The sequence below is a fragment of the Polyangium mundeleinium genome, from assembly GCF_028369105.1.
Classification (GTDB): Bacteria; Myxococcota_A; Polyangia; order Polyangiales; family Polyangiaceae; genus Polyangium; species Polyangium mundeleinium.
Genome location: NZ_JAQNDO010000001.1, coordinates 1,831,427 through 1,853,327, shown reverse-complemented (window position 1 = coordinate 1,853,327; position 21,901 = coordinate 1,831,427). Strand labels below are relative to the sequence as shown.

Here is a 21,901-nt window from a genome sequence, read left to right as displayed (position 1 = left end):
CATGGCACAAGTCGGGACGCTCGATTTCAAGGGCTTCATCGAGAACCGCAAAGAACAGCGCGCAGGCGGCGTGGACGGGGGTGGACACGCGTATGCGTACGTCTCCGATCGGACGACGCGCGCCGCGTTCGACAAGATGAAGCCGGTCGAGCTGGCGGTCGCCGCCTCCGTCCGGTTCTTCAAGGCCGTCGGCAAGAGTGATCTCCTCGGCCACGCAGTGAAGGTCGGGACGAACCAGTTCCCGCGCGTGCATGGCATCGCCGCCGAATGCGCGCAGACGCTCGGCATCGCGACGCCGACCGTTTACATCCTGAACAACCCGCAGATGAACGCGGCGACGTACGGGACGAACGATGACTCGTTCATCATGGTCCACTCCGCGCTCGTCGATCACTTCTCCGACGAGGACCTGCGAAACGTCATCGGCCACGAGTGCGGCCACATCCACAACAGCCACGTCGTCTACCTGACGGCGATGCACTACCTCAAGATCATGGCCTCGCGCTTGCTCGGCCCGCTGGTCGAGCCCGCGGTGGTCGCGCTGTCGAGCTGGTCGCGCCGCGCCGAGGTCACGTGTGATCGCGCGGGGCTGCTCTGCTGCAGGAGCCTCGAGGTCGCGCAGCGGACCTTTGCCAAGCTCGCGCTCGGATCGGCAAAACTCTACGCCGAGCTCAACATGGACGCGTTCCTCGCGCAGTACGAGGAGGGCCGGGAGGGCGTGGGCCGCTACCGCGAGCTGCTCGCGAGCCACCCCTACCTGCCGAAGCGCGTGATGGCCCTGCGCACGTTCGCCGAGAGTGAGCTTTACAAGAAGCACATCGGCCAGGAAGGCCCCGGCCTCTCGATGGAAGAGGTCGACGAGAAGGTGCACGACATCATCAAGGTGGTCGGGTAGGACGATGCTCGAGACATTCCGCACGAGACAGGTCGAAATCACCACTACGCTCCGCGAGCTGCTCTCGATCGCCGGCCGCGTCGGCGCGCGCTCCCTCGCGGGCCGCCTCGGCAGCGACGTCGTCGACAAACTCTCCGCCGACCGCTTCCACCTCGTCGTCGTCGGCGAGTTCAACCACGGCAAGACGACGTTCGTGAACGCGCTGCTCGGCGCCGAGGTCCTGCCCGTCGGCGTGACCCCGACGACGGCCGTCATCCACCACCTCGAATACGCGCCCGAGCCGCGCGCGGAGCTCGTGCGGGCCTCGGGCGAGCGCACGACGATGCCGTTCGAGGAGGTGCGCAAATTCGCCGTCGGTCAGGAAAAAGGCTCCGAGAGCGCGACGAGCGAGGTGAAGCACCTCGAGGTCTTCTACCCGGCGGAGCTGCTCCGCGAGCGCATCGTGCTCGTCGACACGCCAGGCGTGAACGACCTCTCGCTCCAGCGCGCGGACATCACCTACAGCTACATCCCGCGCTCGGACGCCGTGCTTTTCCTCATCGACGCGGGTCAGCCGCTCAAGGAGAGCGAGCGCGTCTTCCTCAACGAGAAGCTGCTCGGCCAGTCGCGCGACAAGATCATCTTCGTCGTCACCAAGAAGGACATCTGGAGCGAGGACGAGGAGGAGGAGGCGCTCGCCTACATCCGCACCGAGCTCGCCAAGCTGATCCGCACGCCCGTGGTCTTCCCCGTCAGCGCGAAGCGCGCGGCCGAGGGGCACCCCGAGGAGAGCGGCATGCCCGAGCTGCTCGGGCACCTGACGAAGTTCCTCGCCGAGGAGCGAGGCCGCATCCTGCTCGACAACGCGCTCGGCGAGGGCCTCGAAGCCGCGCGCATGCTGGTGAAGGGCATCGACGCGCGCAGGCGCGCCGCGCAAATGTCGAGCGAGGAGCTCGCGCGCCGCATCGACCTCCTGGAGAAGGACCTCGCAGGCCAGTCCCGCACGATCGATGAGCGTCGCGTGGGCATCCGCGAGGAGGTCGCCGCGATCCGCGCCTGGGTGCAGCGTGATCTCGCTCATTTCGTCGACGACGTGACCCGGCAGATCCCGGACCTCGTCGACAACCACTCGGCCGAAGACATCAAGGTCTGGCTCGGCCCCTTCCTGGAGAAGACGTTCGCCGACTGGGCGCAGGCCGAGACGAAGGAGATCGCGAACGCGCTCGAAGCGCTGGCCGAGAAGACGATCGCGCTCGTCCGCGAGGACGCGCACGACGTGGCCAAGCGTGTCGGGCAGGCGCTCGGCTCGGACGTCCGCTCGCCCAGCGTGGAGGTCGACACGCTCGGCTACGACGTGGGCGTTTTCGCGCTCTTCACGCTCGGCCTCGGCGTGATGTTCACGAACGTCCTGCTCGGCGGCCTGCTCCTGCTCGCCTCGCCCGTCCTCGCCGTGTACGTGAAGGACAAGGTCGAGGCCGAGACGAGGAAGCGCGCCAAGGAGCTCGCCCCGAACGCGCTGCGCGAGGCCGCCGCGCGCGTCGGCCCGAAGCTCGACGAGATGATCCAGGAGTTCGCGCAGCGGCTCGACCAGTGGGTCGTGACCGCGGGCGAAGAGCTGCACCGCGAGGTCATCGAGGTGCTGGAAGCCGCGCGCACCGAGCGAGCGGGCAAGGCGCCCGGCGTGGAGGCCGCGACGCAGGCCTGCGACGCGGAGGCGCGCGAGCTCACGGGCGTGGTCGAGCGGCTCGAAACCATGCGCCGCTCGCTCTGGACCACGGACGCGGCCGCGAAGTGACGATCCCGGGGGACGTGCGCCCTCGGCCCATGCGATAGTAAAAGCGTGCAGCTCGATTTCGCATCACGCGAGATCTCGATCAAGCTCGTCTATTACGGTCCTGCGCTGAGCGGAAAGACCACAAATCTGGTCGCTCTGCACAGCCGCGCCGGCGCCGACGCGCGCGGGCGGCTCATGACGCTCGAGACGCAGGACGATCGCACGCTCTTCTTCGATCTCCTGCCGCTCACGTTCCGTTCGAAGGACGGCGACGTCTCGCTCCGCATCAAGCTCTTCACGGTCCCCGGCCAGCCGATCCACGCCGCGACCCGCAGGCTCGTCCTGCAAGGCGCCGACGGCGTCGCGCTCATCGCCGACTCGCGCATCTCCGAGACCCAACGCAACGCCGACGCCTTCCTCGATCTGCGCCAGAACCTGCGCGACAACGGCATCGAGATCTCGAAGATGCCGCTCGTGATCCAGTTCAACAAACGGGATCTGCCGGACATCCGCAGCGACGAAGAGCTCGCGCGGCTCGCAGCACGCGGCAAGGAGCCGGTCTTCCGCGCAGTCGCGACGAGGGGCATCGGCGTCGTCGAGACGTTCGTTTGCCTGCTCTGGTCCACGTGGCGTTCGCTCGATCAGAGCCATCAGCTCTCGCGCAAGCTCTCGATCGACGGCGACGACCTCGTCTCGACCGCGGCGCAGCAGCTCGGCGTGACGACGCCATTCCGCGAGCTCATCGCCGCGCGAATGGGCGGGAGGATGGCCGGCGCTGCGCCCGGAGGCGCTCCTTGAGCGACGAGCGCTCGGTCGACGTCGACGCGCTTGGCCTCGGGCTCGGACCGCTCCGACTCGAAGACCTCGTCGACCGCGAAGCGATGCGTGGCATGGTCGGCTCGATCGAGCAGGTCTTCGGCATGCCCGTCCGGATCGTGTCGAACTCGGGCGTGAGCCTGGCGAGCTCGTCCCGCGAGGCCCCGCTCTGCGCGATGATCAACGAGGAGCCCGTGGGCCGCCGCGCCTGCGGCGCCATCGTCTCCGAGGTCAAACGCCTCCGCGTCACGTCGAGCGAAGGCGCCACGCACGGCTGCTTCACCGGCGCGCGCTACCGCGTCGTCCCGATCGAATACGAAGGCGGCACCATCGGCCGCGCGATCCTCGGCCCCTACCTTTCTCCGGAGGTCGAGAGCGTCCCCGACACGCTGCTCGCGATCGAGGGTGTCGACCCGGCGCGCGCGGCGGAGCTTTTGCCGCACATGGCGCGGGCGACCGAGGCCACGGCCGAGACCGTCGCGAAGCACCTCGTCGCCGTGCTCGACGTGATCCTCTGGAGCGGGCACAAGGCCCTGCTCACCTCGAAGATGCACATCGCGTCGATCCGCGAGAGCTACCGCGAGCTCTCCGAGAAAAACGCGGCGCTCGAGCAGGCCTACGAGCGGCAGCAAGAGCTCGACAAGCTGAAGTCGAACTTCCTCGCAACGATCTCGCACGAGCTCCGGACGCCGCTCACCTCGATCCTCGGCTACAGCGAGATGCTCGTGGGCGGCATCGCCGGCGAGCTCACGGGGCCGCAGCTCGACTTCGTGCAGATCATCCACTCGAAGAGTGATCAGCTCCTGAAGCTCATCATGAGCCTGCTCGACCTCTCGAAGCTCGAGAGCGGCACCGTGATGATGCGCCGGAGCGACGTGGCGATCGGCGCGGTGCTCGCCGAGGCGGCCTCGACGGTCGCGCCCGTCGCCACGAAAAAGGGCGTCACGCTCACCGTGGACGCGCCGGCGGACTTGCCGCTCGTGCTCGGCGATCCGGAGCGGCTGCGGCAGGTGTTCGTGAACCTCGGCGAGAACGCCATCAAGTTCACGCCGCCGGGCGGCACGGTGCAGATCGTCGCGCGGCAGATGGCCACCGAGGTGGACGGCGGCGACGAGCCCGGGATGGTGCTGCTCGCGCCGCTCCGGCAGATGGTCGAGGTGCGCGTGACCGACACGGGCATCGGCATCCCGGCCGCCGAGCGCGACAAGGTCTTCGACCCGTTTTACCAGGTGGATCAGTCCTCGACGCGTGAGCACGGCGGCACGGGGCTCGGGCTCTCGATCGTGAAGCGGCTCGTCGAGGCGCACCACGGGAGCGTGCACATCGAGGGCAACGAGCCGACGGGCGCCGTCTTCGTCGTGCGTTTGCCCGCGTCGCGCCCCTCCGCGCCGCCCTCGCACGGAGCGATTTCGGTCCGGTTCGCGTAAAGTCGGGGCATGACAGCTCGAAGCTCGGAGCGAGCGCGCATCGACATGCTCTCGCGCGTGTTCGGCGCAAACGGCTCAAGCCGGACGATCGTGGGCATCGGCGACGACGCGGCCGTGATCGCGCCCGGCCAAGAGCCCCTCGTGTGGACCGTCGACGCGCAGGTCGAAGGCATCCACTTCCGCCGCGACCTCGTCTCGATGGCAGACCTCGGCTACCGCGCGACGATGGCCGCAGCGAGCGACCTCGCAGCCATGGGCGCCTCGCCGCTCGGCATCCTCGCGGGCCTCGTACTGCCGGCCGACGTCACCGACGAGGACCTCTGCGCCATCGCCGAAGGACAACGCGAGGCAGCAGAGGAAGTTGGTACACAAATCATCGGTGGAAACCTCGCACGCGGGCAAGAGATTTCGATCACGACGACGGTGCTCGGCGAGACGCCGCGTCCGCTCGGTCGGTCAGGCGCCAAACCCGGGGAGGTCCTGGCGATCGCAGGGCCCCTCGGGCTCTCGGCAGCGGGTCTCGTGCTGATCGGCCGAGGGCGCGAGCGGGAGGCGGACGCAGCCCCGGCCGTGCGCGCCTACCGGAGGCCCATCGCGCGCATCGCGGCAGGGCTCGCCGCGCGGGACGTGGCGAGCGCGGCGATCGACGTGTCGGACGGGCTCACGCGAGACGTGGGGCACGTGGCGCGAGCGAGCGGCGTGCTCGTGGTGCTCGATCGGTCGACGCTCCTCACACCGGAGCTCGAGCGCGCCGCAGCACTCGCCGAGGCAGACCCGTACCAGCTCGCGCTCGAAGGCGGCGAGGACTACGCAGTCGTGGTGACAGTGCCGGAGGACCGTGTCCCCGCGGGTTTCAAGCGGATCGGGCGCGTTGTACCAGCCCAGGGCGGGAAGATCGGCATCGCCGTCGAGCACACCGACGGCACGCTCACGCCGCTCGACGAGCGCGGCTACGACCACTTCGGCTGATCGTTCGACCTCGAACTAGTTGCAGGCAGCCGGCGCACTCCCGGCCATGGTGGCGCGGATCTGCGTGAGCGCCGTCGAGCGCGGAGCCTTGCCTTCCTTGACGAGCTTCGCCGTGCCCGCGCACATCGACGCAGCCGTGGCAGCCTTCGACCGAACCGTCGAAGTCGCCTTCGTGTCCTTCGCCAAGGCCTGAAGCGCCGAGCAACACCCGTCAATCGACGGCGCCGCCACAGCCTTCGGAGGCTCCGTCGGCGCAGCCGACGGCGTAGGCGCAGCCTCCGCAGGCGCAGCGCTCCCCGCAGCCGAGCCTTGTGCAGCCTGAGGCGTATCCTCCGTGGCCTTGACCGGCGCAGGAGCCGCCGACGGGAGCGGGACAGCCTGAGGCGCCTCTTCCTCCTTCTTACAGCCGGTGAAGAGCAGCGCGCCAAGCGCAAACGTGAGCAGGGCAGTGCACGCGCGAGCGGAAGTCAGCATGGACGCCGTTTACCCGTGTTTTGGGGCGGCGGCTACTTTCGAGGCGGCGTAGCGCCGGGGTTTCACCCCGGGCCCGACCAGGGGCTGTCCGCCCCTGGACCCGGACCAGGCACGGCCTGGACCGAGGGTGCATCGACCGCAGTGCGGTCGATGCATCGGATCTAGATTTTTTAGCTGCAACCCATGCTGTTGCCGCAGTTGAGGCACTTGTAGCAAGCGCCGTTGCGGACCGTGATGTGGCCACAACCGTCGCACACGGGGGCGTCGCCCATCATGTCCTCGAGCTGCGCATCGAGGGCGCTCGTGACGCGCTCCTGCGTCTCGACGCGGGCCGGCGCAACCGGCAGCACCGGCGCGGCCGACGAGCTCTCCTGCGCCCGCGTCTCCGTCGGATCCTGGATCGTCGCCGTCGGCTGCGGCTGCACGTGCGCGAGGTCGTAGCGGTGCAGGTACTCGATGCCGAGTACACGGAAGATGTAATCGACGATCGACGTCGACAGCCTCACGTAGTCATGCCCCTCGACCATGCCCTGCGGCTCGAAGCGCGTGAACGTGAACTGATCGACGAAGGTCTCGAGCGGCACGCCGTACTGCAAGCCCACCGAGACGCTCATGGCAAAGCAGTTCATGAGCGAACGGAAGGCCGCGCCCTCCTTGTGCATGTCGATGAAGATCTCGCCGAGCGTGCCATCGACGTACTCGCCGGTGCGGAGGAAGATCTTGTGCCCGCCGACGATCGCCTCCTGCGTGAAGCCCGTGCGCTTCTTCGGCAAACGCACCCGCGCACCCGTCGGGCGGACCGCAAGCCCCGCAGGCGCCTGCGTGGCCATCACGACCTCGGCCTTCGCCTCGGCCTTCTCCGCCTTCTCCTCCTTCGAATCACCCGACGCGGAGAGCGGCTGCGACGCCTTGCAGCCGTCGCGGTAGAGCGCGACCGCCTTCAAGCCGAGGCGCCAGCCCTCCTCGTAGATCTTCTGCACCTCCTCGACGGTCGCCTCGTTCGGCAAGTTCACCGTCTTCGAGATGGCACCCGAGAGGAACGGCTGGGCCGCCGCCATCATGCGCACGTGCGACATCGGCGCGAGGAACCGCTTGCCAATCTTGCCGCAACGGTTCGCGCAATCGAACACCGCGTAGTGCTCTTCGCGCAGGTGCGGCGCGCCCTCGACGGTCATACGACCGACGATGACCTCGTTCGCCTCGGCAATCTCCGACGACGAGAAGCCAAGCGCGCGGAGGAGCGAGAAGCCCGGCGTCTGGCGCTGCTCGGGCGTGATGCCGAGCCGCACGTACGCCTCTTCGCCGAGCACCCACGGGCTGAACGCGAGCCCGAGGTCGAAGACACCCGGGATGGCCGCCTCGACCTTCGCGAGGTCGTCATGCGTGAAGCCACGCTGCTTGAGCGACGCGCGGTTCACGTTCGGCGCGGCGAGCAGGGTGTTCGTGCCCGACACGTAGGCGACGATTTCCTGCACCTCGTGCTCGCTGTAGCCGAGCCGGCGCAACGCCTCCGGCACGGACTGGTTCACGATCTTGAAGTAGCCGCCGCCCGCGAGCTTCTTGAACTTCACGAGCGCGAAGTCGGGCTCGATGCCCGTCGTGTCGCAGTCCATGAGGAGGCCGATCGTCCCGGTCGGCGCGAGCACCGTCGCCTGCGCGTTGCGGAAGCCGTTCTGGTGGCCGATGCGCACCGCCTCGTCCCAGTCCGCGCACGCCGCGCGCCAGAGCGGCTCGGGGCACTTCTCCCGATCGATGGCGTACGCCGCGTCGCGGTGCAGGCCCATCACCCGGAGCATCGGCTCGCGGTTCTTCGCGTAGCCCGGGAACGGCCCGCGTGAACCGGCCATCTCGGCCGAGACCTTGTACGCATGGCCGCACATGATCGCCGTGATGGCGCCGGCCACCGCGCGCCCCTGGTCCGAGTCGTACGGGATGCCGAGGAGCATGAGCAACGTGCCGAGGTTCGCGTACCCGAGCCCGAGCGGCCTGTAGTCGTGCGAGTTCCGCGCGATGGGCTTCGTCGGGTAGGACGAGAAGTCCACGAGGATCTCCTGCGCCACGAAGAAGACGCGCGTCGCGTGGCGGAAGCCCTCGATGTCGAAGGAGCCGTCGGCGCGGAGGAACTTCGTGAGGTTCAGGCTCGCGAGGTTACAGGCCGTGTCGTCGAGGAACATGTACTCGGAGCACGGGTTCGAGGCGTTGATGCGCCCCGAGTTCGGGCAGGTGTGCCAGCGGTTGATGGTCGAGTCGTACTGCACGCCGGGGTCGGCGCAGGCCCACGCCGCGTCGGCGACCAAACGCCAGAGATCCTTCGCGTTGTGCGTCTCGACGACGTCGTTTGTGGTGCGCGCCCGCGTCTCCCAAGCCCCTCCGGTGGAAACCGCGCGCATGAATTCGTCGGTGACGCGGACGGAGTTGTTCGAGTTCTGGCCGCTGACCGTGTGGTAGGCCTCGCCGTTGAAGTCGGAGGACATGCCGGCGCCGATGAGCATCTGCGCCTTGCGCTCCTCACGGACCTTCCACTGGATGAAGTCGACGATCTCGGGGTGGTCCATGTCGAGGCAGACCATCTTCGCGGCGCGCCGCGTCGTACCGCCGCTCTTCGTCGCCCCGGCCGCTCGGTCGAACACCTCGAGGAAGCTCATGAGCCCCGAGCTCGTACCGCCGCCCGAGAGCTTCTCCTGCTTGCCCCGGATGGTGCTGAAGTTCGTGCCCGTGCCCGACCCGTACTTGAAGAGCCGCGCCTCGCTCTTCACGAGGTCGTAGATGCTCATCAGGTCGTCGTTGATCGACTGGATGAAGCACGCCGAGCACTGCGGCTTTTCGTACGCGTTCGAGACCTCGCAGATGGAGCCGTCGCCTTCTTCGCGATCAAAGGGCTGCTTGGTCTCGGTCCAGGCGTAGTTGCCGCCCGCGCCGACGATGCCGTAGCGGTGCCAGAGGCCGCAGTTGAACCAGACGGGCGAGTTGAAGGCGCCGTACTGGTTCACGAGGAGGAAGGTGAGCTCCGCCTCGAAGGTCTCGGCTTCCTTGGTGCTGGCGAAGTAGCCGCCGAAGGTCTCGCCCGCCTCGCGGATCGTCTTGGCCAGGCGCTCGACCACCTGACGCACGCTGGTCTCGCCGATGTCCTTCTTCCCGTGAAGGCCGGCCTTGCGGAAGTACTTGGAGACGACGATGTCCGTCGCGAGCTGCGACCAGCCCGCCGGCACCTCGGCCCCCTCCATCTTGAAGACCACGGAGCCGTCGGGGTTGTTGATGACGCTCGACCGACGCTCCCAGGTGACCTCGTCAAGCGGGTTCGCCCCTCGGTGCGTGAAGACCCGGTCGAAGGCGAGGCCACGCGCACGCGCTGCCTTCTTCGCCTCTTTCGCGGAGACCGCCGCCCCGGCCGCCGTGGCCGCCGCGGTCTTGCCGGGCTTGTCCGAGACCCGGGCTGCGCGCTTCGTGCCCTCCCCGGACGTCTTCGCCACCTTCCCGCCTTCCTCACCGATCGTCGGCTGCGCCATCTACATGTCTCCCAAGATGGAAAACGTCGCCTGTCCGTACGAACCGCTCCGAGAATCGTACAGTGGCGACGCTGCATTGGCAGGCCCGCGGCGCTGCCTCTGCTTTTGTTCAGGAGTAACTCGAAATCGTTTGCCGCGCCGGGCTCGACTCACCCGGCGGGCGACCTGCTGCCGACGGTGGAACCCCACCGGCAGTGTCTTGGTCGCCGTCGTACCCCAACCCCTAGCGTCCAGGCAAGCCCCCAAGATCAGGATGAGGGTTCTCCACACCAAACCACATGAACCGCTGCACCCCTGTGGATTTGTCCCGGCCCACTCTGGTTTTTCTGAACAAAGACCGGGATCTGGAGCGCCTCGGTCAAACGCCGGTGTCCCCGCTTGGCAGGAAAATTCCGTTTATCATCCCACACCATTTCCAATTGGGTCGAATTGTCTGGACGAGCAAAATGTAAGGAAACAACGCATTGACAACGCGTCGCGTGGCGTTTCAAGCGGCAACGCCATCCCGCGGTGCGTAGCGTCGTTCCCACCGCACGCGCCCCCCAGGGCCGGAGAGCGCAGAATCTGCGGGATCCCTTGGGAAATCGTTACGTGAGGTCCTGCCAGGTTCGTCCATCCGAACCCCAAGGCTCGTAGACGAGCACGCGCTCGCTCGCCGCGAGGTTCAAGCCGAGCAGGGCACGCTCGGCCACCGGCGAAAGGCCGAGCGCCCCCAGCGCCGACAGCGCCGCCCGGGCCACGCGCGCCGCGCTCGGCGGCAGCCCCTCCCCACGCGGCGGAGGCACGAGCCGAAGCTCGAGCGGGCCGAGCCCCGCGAAGTCCGACGCCCGAGCGACCGCGTCCGAGAGGCCCCCGAGCTCGTCGACGAGCCCACGCGCCCGCGCCTCGGTCCCGCTGTAAATACGGCCCTGCGCGAGCTTGTCGATGTCCTCGAACGCCCGGCCCCGCCCCCGCGCGACCACGCCCACGAACGTCCTGTAGAAGGCGTCGACCTCGGACTCGAGCACCGCGCGCTCGGACGCGTCGAGCGGCCGGACGGGCGAGAACAGATCGGCGCGCGCCCCGCGCTTGACCACGTCCGTCGAGACGCCGACCTTCTCGAGGAGCCCACGCAGGACGAAGTGCGCCGACACGACGCCGATCGACCCCGTGATGACCTGGGGCTCGGCGACGATGACGCGCGCCGCCGCCGCGACGTAGTAGCCGCCGCTCGCCGCGACGTTCGAGAGGTACGCGATGACCGGCTTCTCCTTGGCGAGCAGCTCGACCTCGTGGTGGATGCGGTCCGAGGCGACGGCGCTGCCGCCGGGCGAGTCGATGTGCAGCACGACGGCCGCGATGCGTCGGTTGCTACGCGCCGCGCGGAGCGCCCGGACGACGCGGTCCTCGACGGCGAGCTTGCCGAGCGAGAAGCGGCTGCGCGAGACGATGGGGCCATGCACCTCGACAAGGCCCACGACCGGCCGCGGCAAGAGCGGCCGGAAGCCTGACGCGCGACGCGCGGCGATGTACCGGCCCGCCGGCATCCAGCGCGCCGTCGGGGCCGGCTCCTTGCCGAGCAGCCTCGTGACCTCGTCCTCGTACGCGACGGCGTCCACGAGGCCGAGCTCCTCTGCGCGGCTCGCTCGGTAGGGCGCCTCGTCGACCCAGCGGGACGCGACCGTCATGTCACCGCCGCACCGCTCCGCGAGCGCCCGGACGAGCGCGTCATGCCGCGCGCCGAGCACCTCGCCGAGCTGCTCGCGTTGCGCCTCGCTCATCGCGTCCCGCACGAGCGGCTCGGCGGCGGCCTTGTACGTGCCGCGCGCAAACACTTCGGGCTCGACCCCGATCTCGGCGAGCGCTCTCCGCAGGTAACGCCCCGTCGCCGCGTAGCCGATCGGCGCGACGAGCGTCTCGGGCCCGACCACGACGCGGCGCCCCGCGGACGCGAGGAACATCGTGTCGTTGTCCGCGCCCATGGGCAGGTAGAAGACGACCTCCTTGCCTGCGTCCCTCAGGGTCGCGAACACCTTGCGGAGCGAGGCGAGCACGCTCGGGCCGGCCGCGAGACCGTCGAGCCGGACGAAGAGCCCTGCGGCCCGGTCGTCCCCGGCGATGAGCTCGCAGAGCTCCCGCACCCGCGCCACCGAGAGCGGCGGGCGAACGCGCCGGAGGATCCGCGCGAGGCCGCGCGGCCGCGTCGGCACGGTGTCGACGACCGGCCCGTCGAGGTCGAGCAGGACGTAGCCGCCCTTCGGGATGGCGAACGCGCGGCGCAGCCATCGGAGGGGCATGACGAGGAGGAGGAAGAGGTTCGTGAGGACAGAGCGGAGCAAGGGAGGGCCTTCGGATCCGGGGAGGAACCAGCGCAACGTAGACCCACGGAGGCGGCGGCGGTAGATCGGGCCGTTCCCTCCTCGGGAAGGGGGCCAGACCGCCCAGGCCGCGTTATGCTCCGGGGACGAGCCGGCCGTCGACGGCGCTCGAACGCGACAGGAGTGTTGTTGTCCTCGTTGAACGATCCGCAGAGCGGCATGTCCCCCCCTCCCCCGCGCGGGCCTTCGAATGGCCGCTCCTCGCTGCGGGTCGTCCCCCTCGGCGGGCTCGGCGAGATCGGGATGAACTGCATGGCGCTCGAGCAAGGCGACGACGTCGTGCTCGTCGACTGCGGCGTCACGTTCCCGACGACCGACCTCGGCATCGACACGTATCACCCGCGCTTCGACTACGTGATCGGGCACAAGGACCGCGTGCGCGCCGTCGTGCTGACCCACGGACACGAGGACCACATCGGGGGGCTGCCTTATCTGCTCGCGCACCTCGACGAGGACGTCCCGGTCTACGGGCCGGCCCACGCGCTGGAGCTCGTCAAGCACAGGCTCGCGGAGCACGGCTACGGCGACGACGAGGTCGAGCTCATCCCCGTCGCGCCGCGCAAGACGTACGAGGCCGGCTCGTTCTCGTTCGAGCCCATCCGCGTCACGCACTCGATCGTCGACGCGGTCGCCCTCGCGTTCCGGACGTCCGCGGGCATCGTGGTGCACACGGGCGACTTCAAGCTCGACCCCACGCCGCCCGACGGCGAGCTGACCGACGAAGCGCGCCTCGCCGAGCTCGGCGACGAGGGGGTCTCGCTCCTGCTCTCCGACAGCACGAACGTGGACTCGCCCGGCCGGTCGACGAGCGAGCTCTCCGTCGGCCAGGCGCTGGAGGAGATCGTCACGCGCGCCAAGACCCGCGTGATCATCGGCATGTTCGCCTCGAACGTGCAGCGCCTCGCCATGCTGGCGAAGGTCGCCGTGGCCACGCGGCGGCGGCTCTGCTTGCTCGGCCGCAGCGTGCAGACCCACGTCCGCGCCGCCGAGATCGTCGGCCGGCTCCGGTTCCCGAGTGATCTGCTCGTGCCGCCCGAGCACCTCGGCTCGATGCCGCGCGACCGCGTCCTCATCATCGCGAGCGGCACGCAGGCCGAGCGCATGAGCGCGCTCGTGCGCCTCGCGGCCGGCACGCACCCCTTGCTCCGCCTCGACCCGGGCGACGTCGTCGTCCTGTCGAGCCGCATCATCCCGGGCAACGACCGGCCGGTCTTCGACATGATGGGCGATTTCCTGCGCATGGGCATCGACCTCAAGACGGGGCTCACGGACCGGGGCGTCCACGCGAGCGGGCACGCGCACCGCGAGGAGCAGACGCGCATGATCGAGCTCTGCCGGCCTCGCTCCTTCGTGCCCGTACACGGGACCTTGCACCACCTCGTGCGGCACGCCGCGCTCGCCCGCGAGGTCGGCGTCTCCGACGTCCTCGTCGCCGAGAACGGCGAGGTGGTCGAGCTCGGCGCGCGTGCGGCCCTCGCCAAGGCCGCGCGCGTGACCGTGGGCAAGGTCGCGACCTACGCCGGCGACGAGCTGCCCGACGAGGTGATCCGCGAGCGCGCGCAGATCGGACGGTCGGGCGTGGCGATGGTGTCGCTCGTGCTCGACCGGCGCGGCAGCGTCGCCGCCCCGCCGCGCGTCGTGCAGCGTGGCGTCGTTGATCAAGAGGAAGGCGCCTCCGAGGTGATGCGCGCGGCGGCCCTCGCGGTCTCGCGCGCGATCTCGGAAGCGGACGGGCGGACGCGGTCGAGCGACGAGGGCGTGACCGAGGTGGTGCGCCTCGCCGCGCGCCGCGTCATCGAGGCAAAGACGGGGCGCAGGCCGATCGTCGTCGTGGCGCTTTCCCGGGTATGAACACACCGAACCATGCCCATCAGCTCGTCGCCACGGCGCTCCACGCGCTCGTCGCGGACGCACGCGCGGCCCGGGAGCGGGTGCTCGCCGTCTCCACGTCCGCGATCCAAGGAGCACCGGACGGCGCCAGCGACGAGGCGGCGCTCCACGACTTCCGCGTGGCGCTGCGGCGGATGCGCACGCTCCTCCGCGTCGCGCGCGAGCTCTGGCGGCGCAAGCGGCTCGCGCGACTCGAGGGCGAGATCCGCTACTACGCCCAGGCCACGGGCGCGCTCCGCGACGAGGAGGTGCTGCGCGAGACGCTCGCCGCGCTCGATCTGCCCCCAGAGGCGCACGCCGAGGTGGGCGGCTGGCTCGTCCGTCGCGCCCACGCCACGCGGAAAGAGCACACCGAGGTGACGCGCTTGCTCCGGGACGGCCCTCCCGCGCGCACGCCGACCTTGCCGGGCGGCAAGCGCATCCGACGTCTCGAACGCTCGTTCCATGCGCTCGCCGCGCGCCTCAACGGGGACACGCCGCGGCTCGTGCCCGCCGTCGAGCTCGGCCACGAGGTCCTCGATCGCGCGGCGCGCGACGTGGTGACGTGGGCCCAGCGGGACGTCGGCGACGTCGAGGCGATGCACGAGCTCCGCATTCGTTACAAGCGCCTGCGCTACACCGCCGAGCTCTTCGCCGTGCCCCTCGGCGTGACGGCGACACGCCTCGCCAAGCATGCGACGCGCATGCAGCGGCACCTCGGCGAACTGCACGACATCGACCAGGCGATCGTCACGCTCAGCCGCGCGCGAAGCCTCGGCACGGCCACGAAAGACGCGGTCCTCGCGGCGCTCCGCGCGTCACGCGTCGCGTGTGCATCGAAGGTCGAGCTGCACCTCGTCGAGGCGCGAAACCTCATGAATCGTGGGATGGACGACGAGCCACCTCCCATCGTGTGAATGCTCGCCGGTCTCCTGCGATTGCCGTCCTCGTGATACCTTCGGGCATCCTTTCCAGTCGGGCCTGCGCGCCCGAGCGAGGTGATGCCGTGAAGCGCTCCGCCATCCTGACCGCAACCCTTCTTTCGGCTCTGGGCCTCACGTACCTGGGCTGCACCCAAGACTTCAACCAGTTCGAGCCCTCGGGTGGCACCGGCGGCCTCGGGGGTGGGACGAGCTCGTCGAGCACCGGCGGGACCGGCGGCGTCGGCGGGGTGGGGGGCATGGGCGGCGGCGGCATGGGCGGCGGCGGCACGGGCGGCATGGGCGGCATGCCGTGTCAGAACCCTGGGGACTGCCCCGCGGACACGACCTGCCGCGACTGGAGCTGCGTGAACGGGACGTGCGAGGCGGACGACGCGCCCGACGGCATGAACCTGCCCGACCCGATGAACGGCGACTGCAAGGCGCTCGAATGCGACGGCATGGGCGGCGAGAAGGTGGTCAACGACGACGACGACACGCCGCCGGGTGACGGCAACCCCTGCACGACCTCGGTCTGCGTCTCCGGCCTGCCCATGCAGATGAGCGACCCCTCGGGCGACCCATGTCCCGACGGCGTGTGCAACGGGAGCGGCGCGTGCGTCGAGTGCGTCGAGGACAACCACTGCTCGGGCAATGACGTCTGCAGCGGAAACACGTGCGTCGAGTGCGCCACCGACGCCGACTGCACGGACGGCGTCTGCAACGGGGGCACCTGCGTCGCGTGCGTCGCCGACAACGACTGCATGGGCACGAATCCCACGTGCCTGCCCGACAACACGTGCATCTCGTGCAGCGACGGCGTGAAGAACGGCGACGAGACCGGGATCGACTGCGGCGGCGCCAAGTGCGCCAAATGCGACGCCGCCGCGTGCGCGGCGAACGCCGAGTGCGAGAGCAACTTCTGCGTCGACGGCGTCTGCTGCGCGACCGCCTGCACGGGCACGTGCCAGGCGTGCAACGTCATGGGCAACGTGGGGACGTGCTCCCCCGTGCCGGTCAACCAGGACGACACGAACGGGATGACGCCCTGCATGGGCAACAAGGCCTGCGACGGGGCCGGCGTCTGCAAGGGCGAGCCGGGCGCTCCGTGCACGAACAACCCCGACTGCCTGAACAACATGTGCACGGGCTCGGGCGCGAACAAAACCTGCGCGCCCTGATCGAAGCCCGCCGCGCGCGCCGGGTCTCCGCGGAGGCCCGGCGCCTGGGCGCCCTCCCCGGCTACTGCCGGAAGATCTCCACCCGCTCGATCACCACGTCCACATTCGGCCGATCCCGCGAGGTCGGGACGTTCGCGATCTTGTTGACCACGTCCTGACCGCTCACGACCTTGCCGAAGACCGAGTGCTTGTTGTTGAGGTGCGGCGTCGGCCCCTCCGTGATGAACCACTGCGACCCGTTCGTCCCCGGGCCGCTGTTCGCCATGGAGAGCACGCCCGGCCCGTCGTGCCGGAGCTCCGGGTGGAACTCGTCGCTGAACTTGTACCCCGGCCCGCCCGTGCCCCAGCGCGCCGCCATGTCCGGGTAACGCGTGAGCGGATCACCGCACTGGATCATGAACCTCGGGATCACGCGGTGGAAGCGGACGCCGTTGTAGAGACCCTCGCCTTGATGGGTCTGCCCGGTCTTCGGGTCCTTCCAGTCGATCGAACCGGTCGCGAGGGCGACGAAGTTCTTCACGGTGTTCGGCGCGCGCTCCTCCTCCAGCCGAAGGACGATGTCGCCGAGCGTCGTGACGAGCCGCGCGTGGAGTTGCCCTGCGCCGGGCACGTTGATGGCCGGAAATTGCATGTCTCTCTCCTCTTCCTTTTCCGTGGGGCCTTGGGGCCCCGACCCCCTCAGATTTTCTCGAACAGAGCTGCGATCCCTTGCCCCACGCCGATGCAGAGCGACGCGAGGCCGATCTTCTTCTCGCGCGCCTTCATCGCATGCACGAGCGTGCAGGCAATGCGCGCGCCCGACGAGCCGATCGGGTGGCCGAGCGCAATGGCGCCGCCGTTCACGTTGACGCGTGACGGGTCGAGCTCGAGCGCGCGCACGCACGCGAGCGACTGCGCCGCGAACGCCTCGTTCAGCTCGACGAGGTCCACGTCGGACGCCTGAAGACCTGCCCGGGTGAGCAACTTTCGGACGGCGGGGATCGGCCCCTCGCCCATGAAGCTCGGATCCACGCCGGCCGTCTGGCTGCCGAGCACACGCGCGAGCGGCGTCACGCCCGCCTGCGCCACGACCTCCGCCGACGCGAGCAAGAGCCCCGAGGCGCCGTCGTTGATCGGCGAGGAGTTGCCCGCCGTCACGCTGCCGCCCTTCTTGAACACCGCCGGCAGCTTCGCGAGCGCGTCGAGCGTCGTGCCTTCCCGCACGGACTCGTCGCGGTCGAACAGCACGGGATCGCCCTTCTTTTGCGGGATCGGCACGGGCACGACCTCGGCCGCGAAGGCCCCGCCCTTCCACGCCTCGGCCGCCCGGCGCTGCGACTCCACCGCGAAGCGATCCTGATCCTCCCGCGAAATCCCGTACTTCTCGGCCACGTTTTCGGCCGTCTCGCCCATCGAGATCAGCGGGAAACGCGCCTTCATCCGCGGGTTCTCGTACCGCCAGCCGAGCGTCGTGTCGTAGACCGGCGGCGGCGTGCGGTCGAACGCGCTCGCCTGCTTCGGCATGGAGAACGGCGCGCGCGTCATGCTCTCGACTCCGCCTGCGATCACGCACGACGCCTCGCCCACCGCGATCATCCGCGCCGCGTCCGCGACCGCCTCCAGGCCCGAGCCGCAGAGCCGGTTCACCGTCACGGCGGGCACCTCGTAGGGCAGGCCCGCGATGAGGAGCGCCATGCGCGCGACGTTCCGGTTGTCCTCGCCCGCCTGGTTCGTCGCTCCGAACACCACGTGATCGAGCTGCGCGGCGAGCGCCTCGTTGCGCTTCGCCAGCGCCGACACGACGTGCGCCGCGAGGTCGTCCGGGCGCACGCTCGCGAGCCCGCCGGCGTACCGCCCGATCGGCGTGCGCACGGCGTCGACGACGTAGACCTCGCGAGGCAAAAGAGACTGTCGCGTGCTCATGCGAAGGGACTCTAGTCGCAGCCCCCGAACCTTCGCAAAGCTTCGTTTTTCTCACCGCCGGCGACGCGCCGCGTGAGCCTTCATCCTCCTTGGATCATGGGTATTCGAAGCGGCTGCGCGCGCCCGCAAATCCTGCGCGCGACATGCGCATCGAGGAACGTCGCAGACGGACAAAGGCCCAACGTGATCGCTCCGACGCGGCCTTTTTGTCGCGTATTGCGATGAAAATGAAGGTACGCTCGGAGGACGTCATCGCGTGGGGGGGAGCGCCGCGCACCGACGGATTGCCATGAAGAGCACCGAGCACCGAGCGCGCGAGCCCGGTCCTACCGAGGAGCAACTCGCCTTCCTGGCGCGGGCCGGCGAGCGCCTGGCGAGCTCCCTCGATTTGCGTACGACGCTGACGAACCTGGCGCGGCTGAGCGTGCCCACGCTCTGCGATTATTGCGTCATCGACCTGCTCGAAGAAGACGGACGCCTGCACCGCGTCGAATCCGTGCACGTCGACCCCGCCAAGGAGCACCTGCTCACGGCCCCCACGTCGCCGCGCGAGAGCGGCATGTGGTTCGCCGAGGTCGGCCCGCGCCTGCTCGCGCGCGGCGAGCCCTTGCTCACGCCGAGCAACGACGCGGGCCTCGCCCCGCGCAGCCACCCGTTCTTGCCCCCGGCCGTCCTCGGCACGGTCTCCTCGATCAACGCGCCCCTCGTCGCCTCGGGACGCACCATCGGCGTGCTCACGCTGGCCACGGCCGACTCGGGCCGGCGCTACGGGAGCGCCGATCTCACGATCGCCCAGGACCTCGCCCGGCGCGCCGCGCTCGCCATCGACAACGCGCGCCTGCACGCAGCCGAGCAGCGCGCCCGCGAGGCCGCCGAGCGCGCCGCGGCCCGCACCTCGCGGCTCCAAGCCCTCACGTCGAGCCTGGCCGCCGCCCTCACGCCCGCGCAGGTCGCCGACGCCGTGCTGCAACAAGGCCTCGTGGCCGTCGACGCCCGCGCCGCCGCGCTCGCCCTGCGCACGCAGGACGGGAGCCTCGACATCGTCGGCGCCCTCGGGTTCGCCCCGGGCACCCTCTCGCGCGGCGCCCGTGTCGCAGCGGATGCTCCGGGCCCGCTCGCCGAGGCCCTGCGCCGCAAGCAGCCCCTCTGGCTCGAATCGGAGGCCGCCGTCGCCGAGGCGCGGGCCCTCGCCGAGCTCGATCCCGAGGGCCAGGACCCGCCGAAGGCCGTCGCCTGTTTGCCCCTCCTTCTCGACGACCGGGCCACGGGCGTGATCCTCTTCTCCTTCCGCGAGCCCCGCGTCCTCTCGCACGAGGACCGCTCGTTCCTGCTCACGCTCGCGCGCCAGTCCTCGCAGGCCCTCGAGCGCGCGCGCCTCTACGAGGCCACCGAACGCGCCCGCGCGGCCGCCGAGCTCGCGACGATGCGCCTCGTCGCCCTCCAGCGCATGACGGCCGCGCTCTCCGACACGATGAGCCGCATCAAGGTGGCCGAGACGATCGTCGACCACGTGCGCGACATGCTGCCGAGCTGCAAGGCCATCGTCGCGACCGTCTCCGCCGACGGCGAGCACCTCGACCTCGTCCGCGCCATCGGCCACACGCGCGAGACGCTCGACCGGTACGACTCCACGAAGCTCGACTTCTCCTCGCCGCTCACGGACGCCGTCCGGAGCCAAACACCGCTCTTCTTCGACGACGCCGAGGCCTACCGCGCGCGCTACCCGCACCTCGCGACCAGCACGTCCGACGTGCCGTGGGGCGTCGCCGCCGTGCCCTTCATCGTCGAGGATCATGCCATCGGCGGGCTCTCGCTCCGCTACCACCGGTCGAGCCAGCGCGCGAGCGAGGACAACGCCTTCATCCTGCACCTCGCCCGCACCTGCACGCAGTCCCTCGAACGCGCCTACCTCTACGAGGCCGAGCGCAAGGCCCGCGCCGACGCCGACGTCGAGCGCAAGCGCCTCGCCCTGCTCGCCGAGGCGAGCGCCGTGCTCAACGCCTCGCTCGATCCGGCGGCCATCACCGAGTCCCTCGCGCGCGTCGCGGTGCCGAGCTTCGCGGGCTACTGCATCCTGTGCAGCCTCGACGAGGAGAGCGCCCCGCAGTTCGTGTACGCGCTGCACGAGGATCCCGAGATGGAAGCGCTCCTGCGCGACATGCGCGCGCGTTACCCCTTCGGCAAGAGCCACCCGATCAGCGAGGCCGCGCGCACGGGCAAGTCGAAGCTCCTCCGCGTGGTCGACGACGGCTCGTTCCGCGCGGTCGCCGCCGACGACGAGCACCTCGAGATCATCCGCCGCATCGGCACCACGTCGGCGATCGTCGTACCGCTCATCGCGCGCGGCCACACGCTCGGCGTGCTCTCGTTCGGCACCACGCGCGGCCGCTACGGCCAGTCCGACCTCGCGCTCGCCGAGGAGCTCGGCCAGCGCGCCGCCCTCGCGCTCGACAACGCGCGCCTCTTCCACGAGGCGCAGGAGGCGAGCCGCGTGAAGGACGAGTTCCTCGGCGTCGTCTCGCACGAGCTGCGCACGCCGCTCAACGCCATCCTCGGCTGGGCGCGCATGCTCCGCACCGGCGCCGTCCGCGAAGGCAACCAGCCCCGCGCGCTCGAATCGATCGAGCGCAACGCCGTGCATCAAGCGAAGCTCATCGACGACCTGCTCGACGCCTCCCGCATCACAGCAGGCAAGCTCCGTCTCGACCCATCGGTCCTGGAGTTCGCGCCCGTCGTCGAAGCCGCGGTCCACTCCGTCACGCCGGGCGCGACGAACCGCGAGATCACGCTGCACACAACCTTCGACACGGACAGCGTGCCGATCTTCGGCGACCCGAGCCGGCTGCAGCAGGTCGTGTGGAACCTGCTCTCGAACGCGATCAAGTTCACCCCGAAGGGCGGGCGGATCGACGTGCGGCTCGCGCGCGCAGGCGACGAGGCGGTGCTCGTGGTCTCCGACAGCGGCCGTGGCATCCGCGCCGAGCTCTTGCCGCACATCTTCGAGCGCTTCCGCCAAGGCGACGGCACGCTCACGCGCGCCTCGGGTGGCCTCGGACTCGGCCTCTCGATCGTGCGTCACCTCGTCGAAGCACACGGCGGCACCGTACGCGCCGAGAGCGACGGCCCGGACACAGGCGCGAAGTTCACGGTCAAACTCCCGATCGCCAAGCCACGCCCGCTCCCCGCACAAGGCCCGCCCGTCGACGAACGCCGCACGGAAAAACGCGCGCTCGCGGGTCTGTCGGTGCTGGTCGTCGACGACGAACCCGACGCGCGGGAGATCCTCTCGGAGATCCTCGACATCGCAGGCGCGACCGTAAAAACCGCGGCCGACGCTGCCGAGGCCCTGCGCATCCTGTCCGACTTCGTGCCCGACGTGCTGGTCTCAGACCTCGCGATGCCAGGAGACGACGGCCTCTCGCTCATCCGCAAGATTCGCAGCCGCACGCCGGATCGGATCGCGACGGTGCCGGCCATCGCGCTCACGGCGTACACGCGGCCGGAAGATCGCGTGCGCGCGCTGAACGCGGGGTTCCAGATGCACGTGCCGAAGCCCGTGGATCCGACGGAGCTCGTCGTGACGATCGCGAGTCTGCGGACGCTTTTGGCTTGAGGTCGAGCCTCCCCCGCAGCCCTTCGGGATCTCCTCGGGGAGCCGTCGGTTTGGGGCCTCCCCGAAGACGCCTCGGGCCGCGCCGGCCTCCTTTTGGGGCCTCCCCAGCGACCCCACCGGCCGCGCCGACCTCCCTTTGGGGCCTCCCCAAACGGCACTCCGGACACACCCACCTACATTTGGGCCCTCCCCAAACGGCACCCCGGACACATCCACCTA

14 protein-coding genes are annotated in these 21,901 nt (G+C 69.8%); 9 read left to right on the top strand and 5 right to left on the bottom strand.

Translation table 11 applies throughout. The features are described from left to right. Position 1 precedes the first annotated feature (1 nt). From POL67_RS07605 to thiL, 5 genes are read left to right on the top strand one after another with little or no spacing between them, the layout of a single operon-like run. Positions 2–895 (top strand): M48 family metallopeptidase, encoded by an 894-nt coding sequence (locus POL67_RS07605; protein ID WP_271916427.1) that lies wholly within the window; start codon positions 2–4, stop codon positions 893–895. A gap of 4 nt (positions 896–899) precedes the next feature. Beyond that, positions 900–2,669 carry a dynamin family protein gene (locus POL67_RS07600; RefSeq protein WP_271916426.1) on the top strand — a complete coding sequence of 590 codons (1,770 nt, stop codon included), beginning with the start codon at positions 900–902 and terminating at the stop codon, positions 2,667–2,669. A 45-nt stretch (positions 2,670–2,714) separates the two neighbouring features. Continuing rightward, positions 2,715–3,446 carry a GTP-binding protein gene (locus POL67_RS07595; RefSeq protein WP_136969208.1) on the top strand — a complete coding sequence of 244 codons (732 nt, stop codon included), beginning with the start codon at positions 2,715–2,717 and terminating at the stop codon, positions 3,444–3,446. After that, on the top strand, positions 3,443–4,891 hold the full coding sequence (locus POL67_RS07590) for an ATP-binding protein (protein ID WP_271916425.1): 1,449 nt from the start codon (positions 3,443–3,445) through the stop codon (positions 4,889–4,891). Before POL67_RS07595 ends, POL67_RS07590 begins: the two co-directional genes overlap by 4 nt. A gap of 9 nt (positions 4,892–4,900) precedes the next feature. Further along, complete coding sequence (thiL, locus tag POL67_RS07585) at positions 4,901–5,860, top strand: thiamine-phosphate kinase (RefSeq protein ID WP_271916424.1); 960 nt, start codon at positions 4,901–4,903, stop codon at positions 5,858–5,860. A gap of 15 nt (positions 5,861–5,875) precedes the next feature. Here thiL and POL67_RS07580 read toward each other — a convergent pair whose 3' ends face one another. The 3 genes from POL67_RS07580 to sppA all read right to left on the bottom strand — a co-directional run bounded on the left by POL67_RS07580 (position 5,876) and on the right by sppA (position 12,158). Beyond that, complete coding sequence (locus tag POL67_RS07580) at positions 5,876–6,334, bottom strand: hypothetical protein (RefSeq protein WP_271916423.1); 459 nt, start codon at positions 6,332–6,334, stop codon at positions 5,876–5,878. A gap of 170 nt (positions 6,335–6,504) precedes the next feature. After that, positions 6,505–9,840 (bottom strand): vitamin B12-dependent ribonucleotide reductase, encoded by a 3,336-nt coding sequence (locus POL67_RS07575; RefSeq protein WP_271916422.1) that lies wholly within the window; start codon positions 9,838–9,840, stop codon positions 6,505–6,507. 587 nt (positions 9,841–10,427) lie between these two features. Further along, positions 10,428–12,158 carry a signal peptide peptidase SppA gene (gene sppA / locus POL67_RS07570; RefSeq protein WP_271916421.1) on the bottom strand — a complete coding sequence of 577 codons (1,731 nt, stop codon included), beginning with the start codon at positions 12,156–12,158 and terminating at the stop codon, positions 10,428–10,430. A 198-nt stretch (positions 12,159–12,356) separates the two neighbouring features. Between sppA and POL67_RS07565 the strand changes: the two genes are divergently transcribed. From POL67_RS07565 to POL67_RS07555, 3 genes are all read left to right on the top strand, one after another. Continuing rightward, positions 12,357–14,048 carry a ribonuclease J gene (locus POL67_RS07565; RefSeq protein WP_271916420.1) on the top strand — a complete coding sequence of 564 codons (1,692 nt, stop codon included), beginning with the start codon at positions 12,357–12,359 and terminating at the stop codon, positions 14,046–14,048. After that, positions 14,045–14,983, top strand: coding sequence for a CHAD domain-containing protein (locus POL67_RS07560; RefSeq protein WP_271916419.1), 939 nt, complete (start codon positions 14,045–14,047; stop codon positions 14,981–14,983). The genes POL67_RS07565 and POL67_RS07560 overlap by 4 nt, the downstream gene beginning before the upstream one ends. Positions 14,984–15,072: 89 nt before the next feature. Next, entirely contained in the window at positions 15,073–16,167 is a 1,095-nt protein-coding gene (locus POL67_RS07555) for a hypothetical protein (protein WP_271916418.1), read from the top strand. A 61-nt stretch (positions 16,168–16,228) separates the two neighbouring features. Here POL67_RS07555 and POL67_RS07550 read toward each other — a convergent pair whose 3' ends face one another. Then, positions 16,229–16,798: a peptidylprolyl isomerase gene (locus tag POL67_RS07550; protein WP_271916416.1), complete on the bottom strand. Its 570-nt coding sequence runs from the start codon at positions 16,796–16,798 to the stop codon at positions 16,229–16,231. 47 nt (positions 16,799–16,845) lie between these two features. After that, positions 16,846–18,069, bottom strand: coding sequence for a thiolase family protein (locus POL67_RS07545; protein WP_271916415.1), 1,224 nt, complete (start codon positions 18,067–18,069; stop codon positions 16,846–16,848). A 289-nt stretch (positions 18,070–18,358) separates the two neighbouring features. Between POL67_RS07545 and POL67_RS07540 the strand changes: the two genes are divergently transcribed. Beyond that, on the top strand, positions 18,359–21,682 hold the full coding sequence (locus POL67_RS07540) for a GAF domain-containing protein (protein WP_271916414.1): 3,324 nt from the start codon (positions 18,359–18,361) through the stop codon (positions 21,680–21,682). The last annotated feature ends 219 nt before the right edge of the window (positions 21,683–21,901 follow it).

What these genes read in the sequence shown, in the direction of transcription:
- POL67_RS07605 (WP_271916427.1), top strand. Translation starts at nt 2, where the DNA reads ATGGCACAAGTCGGGACGCTCGATTTCAAGGGCTTCATCGAGAACCGC.
- POL67_RS07600 (WP_271916426.1), top strand. Translation starts at nt 900, where the DNA reads ATGCTCGAGACATTCCGCACGAGACAGGTCGAAATCACCACTACGCTC.
- thiL (WP_271916424.1), top strand. Translation starts at nt 4,901, where the DNA reads ATGACAGCTCGAAGCTCGGAGCGAGCGCGCATCGACATGCTCTCGCGC.
- POL67_RS07580 (WP_271916423.1), bottom strand. Translation starts at nt 6,334, where the DNA reads ATGCTGACTTCCGCTCGCGCGTGCACTGCCCTGCTCACGTTTGCGCTT.
- POL67_RS07575 (WP_271916422.1), bottom strand. Translation starts at nt 9,840, where the DNA reads ATGGCGCAGCCGACGATCGGTGAGGAAGGCGGGAAGGTGGCGAAGACG.
- POL67_RS07565 (WP_271916420.1), top strand. Translation starts at nt 12,357, where the DNA reads ATGTCCCCCCCTCCCCCGCGCGGGCCTTCGAATGGCCGCTCCTCGCTG.
- POL67_RS07560 (WP_271916419.1), top strand. Translation starts at nt 14,045, where the DNA reads ATGAACACACCGAACCATGCCCATCAGCTCGTCGCCACGGCGCTCCAC.
- POL67_RS07550 (WP_271916416.1), bottom strand. Translation starts at nt 16,798, where the DNA reads ATGCAATTTCCGGCCATCAACGTGCCCGGCGCAGGGCAACTCCACGCG.
- POL67_RS07545 (WP_271916415.1), bottom strand. Translation starts at nt 18,069, where the DNA reads ATGAGCACGCGACAGTCTCTTTTGCCTCGCGAGGTCTACGTCGTCGAC.
- POL67_RS07540 (WP_271916414.1), top strand. Translation starts at nt 18,359, where the DNA reads ATGAAGAGCACCGAGCACCGAGCGCGCGAGCCCGGTCCTACCGAGGAG.